Source organism: Pseudomonas fildesensis, assembly GCF_001050345.1.
Classification (GTDB): domain Bacteria; phylum Pseudomonadota; class Gammaproteobacteria; order Pseudomonadales; family Pseudomonadaceae; genus Aquipseudomonas; species Aquipseudomonas fildesensis.
Genome location: NZ_LFMW01000007.1, coordinates 242,655 through 256,044 on the forward strand (window position 1 = coordinate 242,655; position 13,390 = coordinate 256,044).

Consider the following 13,390-nt stretch of genomic DNA (forward strand, 5'->3'; position numbering starts at 1 on the left):
CTGGCCGGAAACCGCCTGGTTGCTCTGCGCCGAGACCACTTCCACCTGGCTCGCTTGCAGCTCGACCTGGCTGACGGTGTGCCCGACGCGCTCGATCAGGTCATGGATCTTGGCCACGGTGCCATTGAACACCTGGCCCAGGTCGCCGAGTTCGTCGCGACTCTGGGCCACAAAACTCACGGTCATGTCACCCGCGGCCACCTTGTCCATCATCGCCCCCAAGCGCCGCAGGGTGGTACGGGTGGACGCATAGAAGCCAGCGTACAAGTAGAAGATCAGCAAAAATACCGCCGCCAGCGCCGAAACCAACACCACCATGTGTGTGCGATTTTGCGCCAGCCGTTGCTCCAACTGCTGCTCGAGGAACGTCAGGGTCGCCTCGTCGAGCTGGTAGGTGTGGGCCATCAGTTTGCTCACATCCTCGTAGAAATCCTGCCACGGTGCGTCGAGGGTTTCAGCCATTACGACCTGTTCCTCAAACAACTCACTGCCTTGCTTGAGGCTGGCGTTGCTGGCCTTGGCCAAACTGTCGAGCGCGGCATGGGCGGCTTTGCTGGCGCCGAGGGCGTCCTGCAGTTTCAAGGCGTATTCGGCCTGGAGTTTTTCCAATTGCTGCAGCAGTTCGTCAAACCGGGTGCTGGAAGAGGAATTGAGGAAGCCCTGGCCGAGGGAATACGCGCCCATCGCCCGCCCTTCCCCGAGCGTTTGCGTGACTTGCGGGGTGATGCCGGTGACCAGCTCACTGAGTTGGCGCAAATCGCTCTGCGGGTCGCGGCTCAAGCCGGACTGGCTGGCGATGATCTGGCTGAGCATCTGGGCCTTGTTGAGCAACTTGCCGATCAACGCGCTTTTACTCAGTAAGGAAGACTCCTGTTGCTGGGCCTTGAAGGCGGCAATCAACTCGTCACGCTTGGCGTCAAAGGCGACGATTTGCTCGGGGTCGGTGGTCATCGCACTGAGGCTTTGCAGGCGTGACAGCACACTTTGCTCCAGCGCGCTGATCTTGCCTTCGAGGTCGCCGGCCTTGCCGGATTGGCCGAGGGTCGCGTTGATCTGCACCTGGTTGTTGAGGGTTTCCAGATCGCGCCGCAGGGCCAGGCTGCTGCCGAGTAGATCGAGGCTTTGCAGTTCGATGCGAGTGCCCTGGAACTCACGCCATGAATCGCGCACCAGGAAATAGTTGGTCACCAGCATGGGCAGCAGGAACAGCACGCTGATCAAACTGAACTTCATGCCGAAGCTCAGGCGGTTCATCAGCGCGACGGCGGGATAGAGCAAGCTCTTCACAGGTGAACTCCCTTTCTATTATTTTTATTTGAGGCGCAGGGCGGCGGCACAAAGCCATTATTTGGCGCTCTGTCTATATAGCTCAAATTGAAAGGGAGTTTTGTAACGTAAAGTTAACGACGTAGGCGCCGGCTTGCTGGCGATGGCACCGCCGGCAAGTCGGCGCCTACACAGTCACGGCAGCACCGTCCAGATGGCGAACCCGGCATACCACAGCACCGCCGCACGCAGCAGCAGTTCCCACAGGCGATCGAGGCTGTTGATGCCGTCAGGCCCCACCGCTGGCGGCGGGATTTCGGCGGCGACCAGGCCAACCTTTTCCATCAGTTGCGCGGCGCTGATGTCCCAGCTCAACAGTTCATGAAGCATTACCCGGCTGACCGCGACAAAGTTGCCCACCAGGGCAAAGCTGGCCGCCAGCAAGCGCACCGGCAGCCAATCAAAGGCATGGCGCAGCTGCCCGGCGCGCTCGGCTACCAGGGGGTTCTGGCTATGTTCACTGGCCAGTGCCAGCAGGCGATAAGCCAGGGCCGCGACAGGGCCCAACAGGAAATACCAGAAAATCACCGCAAAAAAGCTTTGGTAGGCCTGCCACAGCAGATGCGCCTGAACGCGCTCAAGTAATTGCTCACCACTGTCGGCGCCAATTTTCAGGTCACGTTCGGCCACATGTTCAGCGGCCTGCAGATCGCCACGGCGCCAGGCATCGCGAAACGGTCCGAGCCCGGCCAGTAGATCGCCACGCCCCAGGCTGTAGATCACCACCAGCAGGTGCACCGGCAGCGCCAGCAGGCCGTAAGCCACCGGTTCCAGCACCAGCAGCAACAACGCCAGCAAGGCCACCGGCAACAACACCAGCAGCGCAAGAATCAACCAGGGCTGTTTGCCCGTACGCGGGCTAGATTCCAACTTGGCCAGCTCACGCAGCCAACCGCCGTCGCGTTGCAACCGCTGGCGCAACGCCGAGAATTTCTCGATCCAGACTGCCAGCACCAACACCAGGAAACTCATTGTGCGTGTCCTCCATCCTGCAGGGCGCTACGAAAGCGCGTCCAATCAAAAGCGGGGCCGGGGTCGGTCTTGCGCCCCGGCGCGATATCGCTGTGGCCACAAATACGCTGACGGGTAATGCCTGGGTAAGTCGCCAGCAACTGGCGTGTCAGGTCGATCAGCGAGGCGTACTGGGCATCGGTGAACGGCAGGTCATCCGTACCTTCCAGCTCGATCCCAACAGAAAAGTCATTGCAGGTCTCACGCCCCTCGAAGTGCGAGACCCCGGCATGCCAGGCGCGGTCAATGCACGACACAAATTGCGTCACCGTACCGTCGCGCTCAATCAGAAAATGCGCAGACACGCGTAAGTCGGCAATCCCTTCAAAGTAGGGATGTTCCGTGACATCCAGGCGATTCTGGAAAAACTCCTGCACCTTGCCGGTCGCGAACTGCGCCGGAGGCAAGCTGATGTTATGCACCACCAACAGTGAAATTTCGCCTGCAGGGCGCGCGTTGAAGTTGGGCGAAGGGCAATGACGAATGCCCTTGCACCAACCGCTGGTGGGGTCCAACTGCATACCGGATCCTTGAACGTGACTAGGTGTTACCAGTATGCCGCGTTCAGCCCTGTGGTTGCGATCACTTGCCGCGATTGAGTTGACGCAGTTTCCCAGTCACCGCAGCCAACGCACGCTCAAACAAAAGGCCATCATCGAGTACGTGCAACGCACCGCGCTTGAACGCGAGCGCCAGCTGGCCGGCACTTTTCTCCAGGACTTTGAGCCCCATGCGGTTGACGAAAATATAGTGCTCGGCCGGTGCCATGATCGCCGTCAGCTTGCAACGCACGCGGGCTTCCTGTTTTTCCTGGAACTCAACCCAGCTACCAATACGCAGTTGGCGAACGTTGCGCAGGTCGGGATCATCCGCCGGCAGGTCTTCGGCTGCATCGGGCAACCCGGGGTTGAGCACAAACGGCTCGCGCACTTCGATCAACGCCTCGGCACCCTCGGGCGGCTGGACATGCAGGGCCTGCAGCCGCACAAAAAATTCACGGGTACTGAAGGGGTCGAACGCTGCGCTGGTCAAACCGTCGCGCAGCGCCGTGAGCAACCCGGGTAACTGCTCCAGCAGGTGCCGCCCGGCCTCGGTGTCTTGCTGCAGGCCTACGCTCCAGATCAACTCGTCCATGGTGCGCAGCCCAGCCTGCCATTGCACCGACTGCTCGCCGTGCTTGAGGCTGGCCAGCAGTAAAACCTGGCTCCAGGCCTGCTGCAAAAACTGCACCACGGCTCGTGGCAATACCTTGCCTTGCAGCCGTCGGTAAAGCACGTCCGCCACCCGCTGTCGGGCAGCTTCGGTACGTACGTGCCCCGCTTGCGCGTCACGGGTGTGCTGCTCAAGCAACTCACTGCGGTGGTGCTCATCTGCGGTAAATGCGCTGAACTCCGTCAACAGTTGAGAAAAGATCAGCGGGTCTTCGACAAACTCATTCAGCAAACGCTGCACCACCTGCTCGATGCGCAGGTAGAGGCTGTCGCATTGGTAATCCTCGCGCGGGCTCCAGCCCATGGCGGCGTAGGCGATTTCATTGAGCAACCGTCGCGCCGGATGGGCGGCACGACTGAAAAAACTCTTGTCCAGCACCGCCACTTTCAGCAACGGGATCTGCAGGCGGGCAATCAACGCCTTGAAGGCGTCGGGTACCGCGCGGTCATTGAGCATGAACTCGAACAGCAGGGCGATCATGTTGATCACGTCTTCGTCGGCGTCTTCCACCACGCGGGATTTGCCACTCTTGACGCTGACCCGAGTGAGCAGCTGTTCGAGCTGGTTGCGCAGGTCGAAATCGTCCTCGGCGTCCGGCTCGGGCACATATTGCTGCAAATGGGACAGCAGGCGCAGCAGGTCGCGGGTGGCAATCGGCTGCGGTTCAGCACTGGCTTCCAGGGTGGGCGCCACGCTGCCACGCACGGCTGCCAGCAGTTCCTGCAGAGCGGCGAAGGCTTGTTGGCCGTTTTCGTCGACCAGCTGTTCGGCTGCCGGCAAGCTGTCTTCAGGCTGATGCTCGCGCGCCATACGCCCGCCGGGGCGACGGGACGGCGCCGCCTTGAGCTCAGGCAACACGCCGGTGGCGACCAGCAATTGATTGGCCTCGCCGTACAGTTGGTCGGCGTCGCTGAGCACATATTTCTCAAACAGCTTGAGCATGATCAGCTTGACGCGGATTTCGACCCCGAGGCTGCGCCCCGCCCGCAGGAAAAATTCGCACAACAATGCCGGCCCCAGAGGGTTGTCGCGGTCATCCAGGCGTTTGTCGAGCAAGGCACTCAGGCGGGCGTTCAATTGCCCCAGGGCCAGGCCATCACGGTGACGCACCCGGCCGAGCATCGCCTCCAGCGCCAGGGCTTTTTCCAGATCGTCACTGGACGCGCCCGACACCGCCTCGTAGGACACCACCGGCACCAGTTGCCGATCACCGCACCCCGCCTGCCCCAGGTTCGCGAACGCATCGAACAATTGCTCCATGAATACACGTTCGAAATTTTTGCGCTTGAGGCGCAAATCGCGCATGGCTTCAAAGAAGATAGGGTGATCAACGTTGTTGCGGGCCTTGTCGGCCATTTCGAACAGGGTGTCGTCGGCGTTATCGAACAGGTCCTGCAGCCCCTGCTGCAACTGTTGGGCAGCCTTGTCGCGAACCTGCAGCAACACCACCGGCAGGCGCGCGAGCGGCGATGGCGTAGCGTGTGCCTTGTTGATAGGCACCACCTTTCCGTCATTGTGCATCCTGGCCTCCTGAAACGGCGGTGTGGGTTGGGGAACGATCGGGTACAGGGCCGATTGGGCACTGCGGGAATCCGGTTATCACCAGGACGTCAAAGCTATGACGCCAATTGCAAGGCGCAGGATTATCTTGCAAATGGGGGCAGTTGCGCCAGCAAACTCTGTCATTGGGCGGTAAATGTGCAGGTCACTGGGTTCAAACGCACGCTGCCCCTATAATCGGCGCACTTTGTTTGTGGAGCCTGTTATGCCGAATCTCCGTCTCGCCGACCTCACCGCCGAAATCGAAGCCAACGTGCGCCGCGCACTGCTGGAAGACATCGGCAGTGGCGACATCACCGCGCAATTGATCCCGGCCGAACGGCTGGCCAAGGCGACGATCATCACCCGCGATGCGGCGGTCATCAGTGGTACAGCGTGGGTGGACGCGGTGTTCCGCCAACTCGACCCTCGCGTCGCCGTGCATTGGCAGGTCGCCGACGGTGAACGTGTCAGCCCCAACCAGGCGCTGTTCCACCTCGAAGGCCCGGCGCGTTCTCTGCTCAGCGGCGAGCGCTGCGCGCTGAACTTCATGCAGCTGCTCTCAGGCGTGGCCACTCGCGCCCAATACCTGGCGGACTTTGTCGCAAGCACCCAGGTCAAGCTGCTCGACACCCGCAAAACCCTGCCGGGCCTGCGCCTGGCTCAGAAGTACGCGGTGACCTGCGGTGGTTGCCATAACCACCGCATCGGTTTGTATGACGCGTTCCTGATCAAGGAAAACCATATTGCTGCCTGCGGCGGCATTGCCCAGGCGATTGCAGCCGCGCACAAGATTGCCCCCGGCAAACCGGTGGAAATCGAAGTGGAAAGCCTGGACGAATTGCGCGAAGCACTGGCGGCGGGCGCCGACATCATCATGCTCGACGAACTGAGCCTGGATGATATGCGTGAAGCCGTGCGCCTGAACGGCGGCAAGGCCAAGCTGGAAGCCAGCGGCGGAATCAATGAAACCACCCTGCTGCCGATTGCGGAAACCGGGGTGGACTACATCTCCATTGGCGCGATGACCAAGGATGTGAAGGCGGTGGACTTGTCGATGCGGCTGAGTATCTGAAGTGTTTATGTAGGAGCCGGCTTGTGTGGCGAGGGCGCTTGCTCCCGCTGGGCTGCGAAGCAGCCCTCATAAAAGGCAGCGAGGTGCATCAGAAACGCCTGCGCCGCCTTTCCGGGAGTGCTTCGCACTCCAGCGGGAGCAAGCTCCCTCGCCACAACAAGCACGCTCCAACTTTAGTGCTTAAACGACCAGATTATTCATCTCGCAGTACTCGTCCCATTCGACGCCCAGCACCTCGGCCGCCTCTTTGTGCAACACCAGGCGCGCCGCTTCGAACTCTTCCGGTGTCGAGGTGTATTTGAGGGTCAGCTCCCAAGGCTGCAGGCCCTGGCTCTCGGCCTCGTCCTCGAATGCCCACTGGATCTGATCACGCTGATCATCGGCGGGCAGGTCCTTGATCTCTTCTTTCAGCTGCGGCGTCTGCTCGATGTATTTGTCGAGCGCTTCTTGGTGCCGAACTTCCTGGGTCTTTTCAATTGTGGTCATGTTGTTCTCTTAGATCGAGGAATGGGGATGCATCTGGGTCATCAAGGTTGCGCAGATACAAAAGAGCGGGCACGAATGCCGACTCGTCTGGCCTTCAGAACCATTCTGGGATCATCTGAAAACGTTGCCTTTGAAACAGTGTTGCCTTTGTGCCCGAGACAGGAAACGAACCTGCGACCTTCGCGTTACGAGTGCGCTGCTCTACCGGCTGAGCTACACGGGCGGTGGGCTAAAGCTAGCACCGCATCGGGCGTCCGGCAACTCATGGACTTTGCAGGGCAATGACCCCTTGCGCCCAGAAGCGTGGCTGCAGGTGCTGGCTGCCGTCGCCCAGATAGCGTTGCTGGGCTTGCGCGAGATGGGACACATCACGAATCACGAAAAACACCAGCAGACCGACGGCCAGCACACCGAGTGTTTTCCAGCTCCCCCAGGCCAACGGTAACGCAGCAGCAGCCGGCGCCCGCCACCTATGCAGCGCCATCAGCCAGCCCACCACGAGTGCCAGCCAGACCTGCGAGTTGGGCATCACGATCACGCCATCCACCATTGATTGCGTCATCGCACCGATCAACGCCGCAAACAGGCATAAGCGCAGCAGATCCGCGCGTTCGTCGGACAGCGCTCGCTCGCGCACCACGCTGACCGTGGCCCAGGCGGCCCGCCCTGCCAATATGGCAACACACAGTGCCGACGGCACTCCCCATTCGCTCGCCCATTGCAGCACTGCCTGGTGTGGATGGGCAGCAATGGCATTGGGTATATCGGCAAAGTGCATCGGCCCGAATCCCAGCCACGGGCGCTCGACGATCATGTGCCAAGCCTGCCACCAGATCGGACCTCGTCCCGACAGCGAGGTGGTGAGGCGATCGCTGGCGCCATTGCTGACCTCAATCCCCAGCCCCCCAGCCAACACCGTGAAAAACAGCCAATACAGCAACAGCCCGCCACATACCGCCGCCAGCTGGCAGGCCAACCAGCGTCGCCCCCAAGGCCCCAGCAGCGCCAGCACCGCGCCCGCCACCGCCATGCCGAGCCATGTGCCGCGAGTGCCACCGCTGATTGCGATCAGCCACCAGACGCACAACAAGGCAAACGCCGCACCTCGCACTGAGCGGGTGACGTTGGGTATCAGCAAGGGAAGCGCCAGCAATGGCAGGGTGAAGGTCTGGAATTGGCCGTAGAAGCGTTTGTTGGAGAACCCGGAAAGCAGCAGATCAGGGTCCAGCAACTGCTGGCCGCTGGTAAAGGCCAGCCCCGCCGCATACAGGTACTGGATCGATTTGATCATGCATAACAGCACCACAATCAGGATCAAAACGCGATCCAGTGGCGCAGCGCCGTGACGTCGAAGCGAGGCAAATGCCACGGCAATTGCCCCACAACTGATAAACAGCGCCACCTCGGCAAACGCCCAGAGCGGCTGGTGGGCCAGCGCCGAAGACAGCAGGCCCAGCAGGATAACCAGGCACAGGCCTGAAGCGGTGGGCCGGTCCACCCACCGCTCAATCGGCGAGACCGACAGCCCATACAGCACCGCGCACACGCCCAAGGCAATCTGCACCACCCTTTGCACATCGTGACCGCTGAAAGGCGCGCAAACCCCAATCACCAGCAGGCACGCAGCCGCCACCAGGAAAATATTGCCGCGCTGCTGCAGGGATACCGACATCGGCCACCTTTACGTCCGTGTGGAGGGTTTGGCAGTTATGCCCCGTCGGCGCCGCAACCCTTGGCGACGTATTTCGGGTCAGCGGTGGTCGCGCATTTCCACCCGGTGGTGGCGTTGCGCGTCAGGGTAATGGTCTTGCCCAATACCGGCGCCGGAGCGTCGAGTATTTCACAACTGATGGAGCCCGCGCCGGTGGCGACATCCCCTGCCACATCGATCTTGCAGTTGGCGGTAGGGCTGGTGCCGCCAATCAATGTCACGGTGGGTACGGTGCCCTGGTTGAAGGTGTCTTCGTAGCCGGCCTTCAACGCCGTGATTTCAGCCAACCCCGCCGTGAACTTGGCCTTGGCCTGGTGGGTGGTGTACATGGGCAAGCCGATGGTGGCCAAAATGCCGATGATTGCCACGACGATCAACAATTCGATCAAGGTAAAGCCTTTCTGACGCATCACATTCACTCTCCAGAATAAAACCCATGACAAGGCGCGTCCTGCGCCTCGTATTTCACAACCGCGCCAGTGTACTCACCCGCGAGCGGCCAATCGCGCACAAGACGCACAATCTGACATTTTATCGCTCACTGCCAGCCTGTCGAAATCCGTCATCTGACTAAGCTATAAATCTTCGACTACCTGAGTGCGGACCCGAGACATGAACAACGCATCAACCCTCTACGCCTGGGAAGGCATCAACCGCAAAGGGCGCAGGGTGTCCGGGCAAACCACCGGCCACAACCTCGCGCTGATCAAAGCGCAACTGCGCCAGCAAGGGATCAGTCCGGGCCGTGTACGCAAGAAACTCCCAGGGCTGCCAAGCTTCAGTGCGTCGATCAAACCCGCTGATATCGCCCTGTTCACCCGCCAGTTGGCGACGTTGTTGAAGGCCGGTATTCCGCTGTTGCAAGCCTTCGATATCATCAGCGAAGGCTTCGACAACCGGTCTATGCAACTGTTGGTAATGGGGTTGAAACAGGAGATCGGCGCAGGCAACAACCTTGCGGTAGCGCTGCGCAAACAGCCGCGCTACTTCGATGATTTGTACTGCAACCTGATTGCCGCCGGCGAGCAGGCTGGTGCACTGGAAACCCTGTTGGAGCGAGTGGCGATCCACCTGGAAAAGAGTGAACAGCTCAAAGCCAGAATCAAGAAAGCCATGACCTACCCTCTTGCAGTCCTGATTGTCGCCAGCCTCGTCAGCAGCCTGCTGCTGATCCACGTGGTGCCGCAGTTTCAGAACCTGTTTGCCGGGGTCGACGGCAAACTGCCAGGCTTCACACTGTATGTCATCGCCCTGTCGGAGTTCATGCAGCAAGCCTGGTGGATGCTGGCGCTCGGGCTGGTGGCAGGATATGCAGGGCTGCGCCAGGCCTATCGTGCGTCCCCCGGGTTTCGTCATTGGCTGGATGCCGGTTTGTTGAAAACCCCCTTGGCAGGCACACTGCTGAAAAAATCGGCAGTGGCGCGATACGCCCGCACGCTTTCAACCACTTTCGCGGCCGGAGTACCGCTGGTGCAGGCACTGGACTCAGTGGCCGGTGCCGCCGGCAATGGGCTGTTCAAACAGGCTATCGAGCATATGCGCCATGATGTATCTACAGGCATGCAATTGAATCAATCCATGGTCAGCAGCGGCCTTTTTCCAGGAATGGCGATCCAGATGACGGCAATCGGCGAAGAGTCAGGCACGCTGGACAGCATGCTGGAAAAGGTCGCGAGCCACTATGAAGCGGACGTCGATAACCTGGTCGATAACCTCACCAGCCTGATGGAGCCGCTGATCATGGTGGTCCTGGGGGGCATTGTCGGGGCGCTGGTGATTGCCATGTACCTGCCGGTTTTCCAACTCGGTACGGCCTTTTGAACCTGCTGTTGAGCGAACACCCCTGGGCCTTTGTTGCCGTGGCGCTGGTGCTGGGCCTGATCGTCGGCAGTTTCCTCAACGTGCTGGTGTGGCGCCTGCCGAAAATGCTCGAGCGTGAATGGCGTGCGCAGGCCCATGAAGTGCTCGGCACACCTGCCGACCCCGCCGGGCCGGCTTATAACCTGATGCGCCCCAACTCCTGTTGCCCACACTGCAATCACCCGATTCGCCCCTGGGAAAATATCCCGCTGCTCAGCTACCTGATGCTCAGGGGCCGCTGTGCCCATTGCGATGAGCCGATCAGTGCGCGCTACCCCTTCACCGAACTGGCGTGCGGGTTGATCTCGGCCGTCGTGGCCTGGCATTTCGGCTTTGGCTGGCAGGCGGGCGCCGTGATGCTGTTGAGTTGGGGCTTGCTGGCGATGAGCCTGATCGATGCGGACCATCAACTGCTGCCGGACGTACTGGTACTGCCCCTGCTGTGGCTGGGGCTGATCCTCAACAGCTTCGATCTGCTGATGACCCTGCCCGACGCTTTATGGGGCGCAGTGATTGGGTATATGAGCCTGTGGACGGTGTTCTGGCTGTTCAAGCTGGTGACCGGCAAGGACGGCATGGGCCATGGTGACTTCAAGTTATTGGCGTTGTTCGGTGCCTGGGGCGGTTGGCAAATCCTGCCGGTGACATTGCTGATCTCTTCGTTGGCGGGCGTGTTTGTCGGGCTGATCCTGATGCGCGTGCGCAAGACCGAAGCCTCGGCGCCCATGCCGTTTGGTCCGTATTTGGCAATTGCCGGCTGGATTGCACTGCTCTGGGGTGGTCAAATAACCGACTTCTATTTGCAGTCTGTCGGTTTCAGATGACCACTTCTGTTGCAACACCCTGGATTCTTGGCCTCACGGGCGGCATCGGCAGCGGCAAAAGCGCGGCGGCCCAGCACTTTATCGACCTTGGCATCGACCTGGTGGACGCCGATCACGCCGCCCGCTGGGTGGTCGAGCCTGGCAGGCCGGCGCTGGCACGCATCGCCGAGCATTTTGGTGCGGGCGTGCTGCTGCCGGACGGCCAATTGGACCGGGCGGCATTACGCAAGCGGATCTTTGAAGTGCCCGAAGAGCGCCGCTGGCTCGAAGCCTTGCTGCACCCGTTGATTGGCGAGGAGATTGTTAGCCACCTGGCACGTGCCCGGTCGCCTTACGCGATTCTAGTGTCGCCACTGCTGATCGAGTCCGGCCAGTACAGCATGACCCAGCGCATCCTGGTGATCGACGTGCCGCAATCGCTGCAAATTCAGCGTACCCTGCAGCGCGACGGCATCAGCGAGCAGCAGGTGCAGGCAATCCTCAAGGCGCAGTCCAGCCGCGAAGACCGCCTGAACCATGCCGATGACGTACTGGTCAACGACAAAGACCTCGCCTGGCTGCACAGCGAGGTCGAGCGACTGCACCACTTTTACCTTACTTTGCGTGGAGGCCGATCATGAGCCAACCCTTGACCGTCGAATGCCCAACCTGCGGCGCACCCGTGGAATGGAAAGCGACCAACCCCAACCGGCCGTTCTGCTCGGACCGTTGCAAACTCATCGACCTGGGCGCATGGGCCGCGGAGGAACACAAGATTCCCGTCAGCCCGGATGCCGAAGACGAACTGTTCTCCGAAGATTTTCAGCCCAAACACTAAGGCCGCATAAAAGCGTGTTCCTGCTGGTCGTCGAGGTTTTCTGCAAGGTATAGCAACTCGTCGGCCAGGTCTTCAAAAGTGCGCACACCCTTGCTCTGCTGCACCACCGCACTGAGCATGGCGCGCAGGCTCAAGCCCGGGTCAAAACCAATTTCCTGTGCCGCGTCCTGGCTTCTGCGCAACTCCTGCCGTGCCCACTCATACACACTCATGATCCGTGCTCCCATCTTGCTCATCAAAGTTTCGCAGAGCATGAGCCTGCCAGGCTGTGCGGGATTTGATCTATATCAAGTCTGCGAATCGTCGTCCTTCCAGGGCGCCGAGAGGTAGCGGGTGCGGTTAAAGGTCTCCAGCCATTCCGGGCAAAACACCACCAGGGCGCTGATCACCATGCCGTTGATAAAAGCCTCGGGGAAGATGATCAGCCACAGATAGCCGACAAAATCCTCCAGCCACTCCGGCATCGCAAAACGACCGTCGAACCACAGCAAACCCAGCCCGAACAGCAGGCAGAGCAAGGCCGACAGCGCGGCGGCAAAAAAACCCGAACAGAAGATGTACACGAAGGGATTGCGCGGCTGCGCACGCTCCACCAACAGCGCACAGCCTTCGGTGATCAACACGGGCAGCGCGATCAACAGCAGGCCATTGACGCCGAGAGCGGCCAGATCCTGACGCCCCATCGCCATCAAGCCCAACTGGGCGGCAAACCCACCGACGACTGCCAGTGGCCAGTCGAGCAGCAGGGTCACCGCCGTCATACCGATAGAGTGGTAGGAAACGCCCGTATCGAAATCCCGCCGCACCAACCACAACATGAACAACGCGAACACCGTGCCAAACAGCAAATGCTGACGCCGCCGGTCGGCAAACAGCTCGACCCACGGCGAGCGCAGGATCGCCCACATAAGCACCGGGGCATATAACAGCCAGCCGATACTGAGGGTTTCCGGCGCCAGCACCGCGGCACTGATCACGGCTTCACCTGCTCCAGGGCCTCGCGCAGTTCCGTGGCAGAGCTGTATTCGTGTTGCGCGACCAGTCGGCCGTTATCCAGTTGCAGCCACAACACTTTATCCACAGGCGCGGGATAACGCGGGGCGATACGCGCGTCACGGTCCAGCATGACCCGATAGTTGTAGGCCTGCATTGCCGGCACGGCGAACAACTTGGCAACCAGTCGCGGCATGCGCTGGATGTCCGCGACAAACACCGCGTGCCGTGCTTCGAGATAGCCTTTGGGTTGGCCTTGCAGCGCCGCGTCCACCTGCTTGGCGGCGTCCATGCTGCGGACGACCAGAAGGATCTGCGCCTGGTCATTCAGGGTATAGGCCTGGTCGAACTGATCCAGCAGCGTCCAGGGCGCCAGGCGATCACCCACTTCAACCGCCTGGGCCCACACGGGCAACAGGCTCAACAACAGCACCGCAAAAAACTTCACTGTGTACTCCTCATGCTCGGCATAACGGTCGAGTGGCCAGTCTACACCGACCTTTTGCGGCGGGACTTCCTGCCGTCATCATTTGAAC

Annotated in this window: 14 protein-coding genes, 1 tRNA gene and 1 pseudogene; 5 read left to right on the forward strand and 11 right to left on the reverse strand. The window is 60.7% G+C overall.

Annotated features, from left to right (window positions below; all coding sequences use genetic code 11):
- Positions 1-114: 114 nt before the first annotated feature.
- From ACR52_RS31715 to ACR52_RS11555, 4 genes and pseudogenes are all read right to left on the reverse strand, one after another.
- Positions 115-1,254: pseudogene (locus ACR52_RS31715) on the reverse strand (HAMP domain-containing protein); the annotation flags it as partial.
- A 207-nt stretch (positions 1,255-1,461) separates the two neighbouring features.
- A complete protein-coding gene (gene ampE, locus ACR52_RS11545) occupies positions 1,462-2,298 on the reverse strand; it encodes a regulatory signaling modulator protein AmpE (RefSeq protein ID WP_048724148.1) in 837 nt (278 codons plus the stop codon).
- Entirely contained in the window at positions 2,295-2,858 is a 564-nt protein-coding gene (gene ampD, locus ACR52_RS11550; protein WP_048724151.1) for a 1,6-anhydro-N-acetylmuramyl-L-alanine amidase AmpD, read from the reverse strand. The genes ampE and ampD overlap by 4 nt, the downstream gene beginning before the upstream one ends.
- Before the next feature lie 61 nt (positions 2,859-2,919).
- Positions 2,920-5,070, reverse strand: coding sequence for a DUF1631 domain-containing protein (locus tag ACR52_RS11555; RefSeq protein ID WP_048724153.1), 2,151 nt, complete (start codon positions 5,068-5,070; stop codon positions 2,920-2,922).
- Between the two features lie 244 nt (positions 5,071-5,314).
- Between ACR52_RS11555 and nadC the strand changes: the two genes are divergently transcribed.
- On the forward strand, positions 5,315-6,163 hold the full coding sequence (gene nadC, locus ACR52_RS11560; protein ID WP_048724155.1) for a carboxylating nicotinate-nucleotide diphosphorylase: 849 nt from the start codon (positions 5,315-5,317) through the stop codon (positions 6,161-6,163).
- Positions 6,164-6,343: 180 nt separating this feature from the next.
- Here the strand turns inward: nadC and ACR52_RS11565 are convergent, their stop codons facing one another.
- The 4 genes from ACR52_RS11565 to ACR52_RS11580 all read right to left on the reverse strand — a co-directional run bounded on the left by ACR52_RS11565 (position 6,344) and on the right by ACR52_RS11580 (position 8,770).
- Positions 6,344-6,649, reverse strand: coding sequence for a DUF6388 family protein (locus ACR52_RS11565; protein WP_048724157.1), 306 nt, complete (start codon positions 6,647-6,649; stop codon positions 6,344-6,346).
- Between the two features lie 150 nt (positions 6,650-6,799).
- A tRNA-Thr gene (locus ACR52_RS11570) sits at positions 6,800-6,872 on the reverse strand.
- A 39-nt stretch (positions 6,873-6,911) separates the two neighbouring features.
- Entirely contained in the window at positions 6,912-8,321 is a 1,410-nt protein-coding gene (locus ACR52_RS11575; RefSeq protein WP_048724159.1) for an O-antigen ligase family protein, read from the reverse strand.
- Between the two features lie 35 nt (positions 8,322-8,356).
- Complete coding sequence (locus tag ACR52_RS11580) at positions 8,357-8,770, reverse strand: pilin (protein WP_048724161.1); 414 nt, start codon at positions 8,768-8,770, stop codon at positions 8,357-8,359.
- A 202-nt stretch (positions 8,771-8,972) separates the two neighbouring features.
- Here ACR52_RS11580 and ACR52_RS11585 point away from each other — a divergent pair, with 202 nt between their 5' ends.
- The 4 genes from ACR52_RS11585 to yacG are packed head-to-tail and all read left to right on the forward strand — an operon-like array spanning position 8,973 to position 11,861.
- Positions 8,973-10,181 (forward strand): type II secretion system F family protein, encoded by a 1,209-nt coding sequence (locus ACR52_RS11585; RefSeq protein WP_048724162.1) that lies wholly within the window; start codon positions 8,973-8,975, stop codon positions 10,179-10,181.
- On the forward strand, positions 10,178-11,044 hold the full coding sequence (locus tag ACR52_RS11590; protein ID WP_048724163.1) for a prepilin peptidase: 867 nt from the start codon (positions 10,178-10,180) through the stop codon (positions 11,042-11,044). The genes ACR52_RS11585 and ACR52_RS11590 overlap by 4 nt, the downstream gene beginning before the upstream one ends.
- A complete protein-coding gene (gene coaE, locus ACR52_RS11595; RefSeq protein ID WP_048724165.1) occupies positions 11,041-11,664 on the forward strand; it encodes a dephospho-CoA kinase in 624 nt (207 codons plus the stop codon). Before ACR52_RS11590 ends, coaE begins: the two co-directional genes overlap by 4 nt.
- A complete protein-coding gene (gene yacG, locus ACR52_RS11600; RefSeq protein WP_048724168.1) occupies positions 11,661-11,861 on the forward strand; it encodes a DNA gyrase inhibitor YacG in 201 nt (66 codons plus the stop codon). The genes coaE and yacG overlap by 4 nt, the downstream gene beginning before the upstream one ends.
- Here yacG and ACR52_RS11605 read toward each other — a convergent pair.
- The 3 genes from ACR52_RS11605 to ACR52_RS11615 form a co-directional block, all read right to left on the reverse strand.
- Positions 11,858-12,073, reverse strand: coding sequence for a hypothetical protein (locus tag ACR52_RS11605; RefSeq protein WP_048724170.1), 216 nt, complete (start codon positions 12,071-12,073; stop codon positions 11,858-11,860). The two genes, yacG and ACR52_RS11605, sit on opposite strands and share 4 nt — an antisense overlap.
- Before the next feature lie 75 nt (positions 12,074-12,148).
- A complete protein-coding gene (locus tag ACR52_RS11610) occupies positions 12,149-12,838 on the reverse strand; it encodes an energy-coupling factor ABC transporter permease (RefSeq protein ID WP_048724173.1) in 690 nt (229 codons plus the stop codon).
- Positions 12,835-13,302 carry a hypothetical protein gene (locus tag ACR52_RS11615; RefSeq protein ID WP_048724175.1) on the reverse strand — a complete coding sequence of 156 codons (468 nt, stop codon included), beginning with the start codon at positions 13,300-13,302 and terminating at the stop codon, positions 12,835-12,837. Before ACR52_RS11615 ends, ACR52_RS11610 begins: the two co-directional genes overlap by 4 nt.
- Positions 13,303-13,390: the final 88 nt, after the last annotated feature.

What these genes read in the sequence shown, in the direction of transcription:
- ampE (WP_048724148.1), bottom strand. Translation starts at nt 2,298, where the DNA reads ATGAGTTTCCTGGTGTTGGTGCTGGCAGTCTGGATCGAGAAATTCTCG.
- ampD (WP_048724151.1), bottom strand. Translation starts at nt 2,858, where the DNA reads ATGCAGTTGGACCCCACCAGCGGTTGGTGCAAGGGCATTCGTCATTGC.
- ACR52_RS11555 (WP_048724153.1), bottom strand. Translation starts at nt 5,070, where the DNA reads ATGCACAATGACGGAAAGGTGGTGCCTATCAACAAGGCACACGCTACG.
- nadC (WP_048724155.1), top strand. Translation starts at nt 5,315, where the DNA reads ATGCCGAATCTCCGTCTCGCCGACCTCACCGCCGAAATCGAAGCCAAC.
- ACR52_RS11565 (WP_048724157.1), bottom strand. Translation starts at nt 6,649, where the DNA reads ATGACCACAATTGAAAAGACCCAGGAAGTTCGGCACCAAGAAGCGCTC.
- ACR52_RS11575 (WP_048724159.1), bottom strand. Translation starts at nt 8,321, where the DNA reads ATGTCGGTATCCCTGCAGCAGCGCGGCAATATTTTCCTGGTGGCGGCT.
- ACR52_RS11580 (WP_048724161.1), bottom strand. Translation starts at nt 8,770, where the DNA reads ATGCGTCAGAAAGGCTTTACCTTGATCGAATTGTTGATCGTCGTGGCA.
- ACR52_RS11585 (WP_048724162.1), top strand. Translation starts at nt 8,973, where the DNA reads ATGAACAACGCATCAACCCTCTACGCCTGGGAAGGCATCAACCGCAAA.
- coaE (WP_048724165.1), top strand. Translation starts at nt 11,041, where the DNA reads ATGACCACTTCTGTTGCAACACCCTGGATTCTTGGCCTCACGGGCGGC.
- yacG (WP_048724168.1), top strand. Translation starts at nt 11,661, where the DNA reads ATGAGCCAACCCTTGACCGTCGAATGCCCAACCTGCGGCGCACCCGTG.
- ACR52_RS11605 (WP_048724170.1), bottom strand. Translation starts at nt 12,073, where the DNA reads ATGAGTGTGTATGAGTGGGCACGGCAGGAGTTGCGCAGAAGCCAGGAC.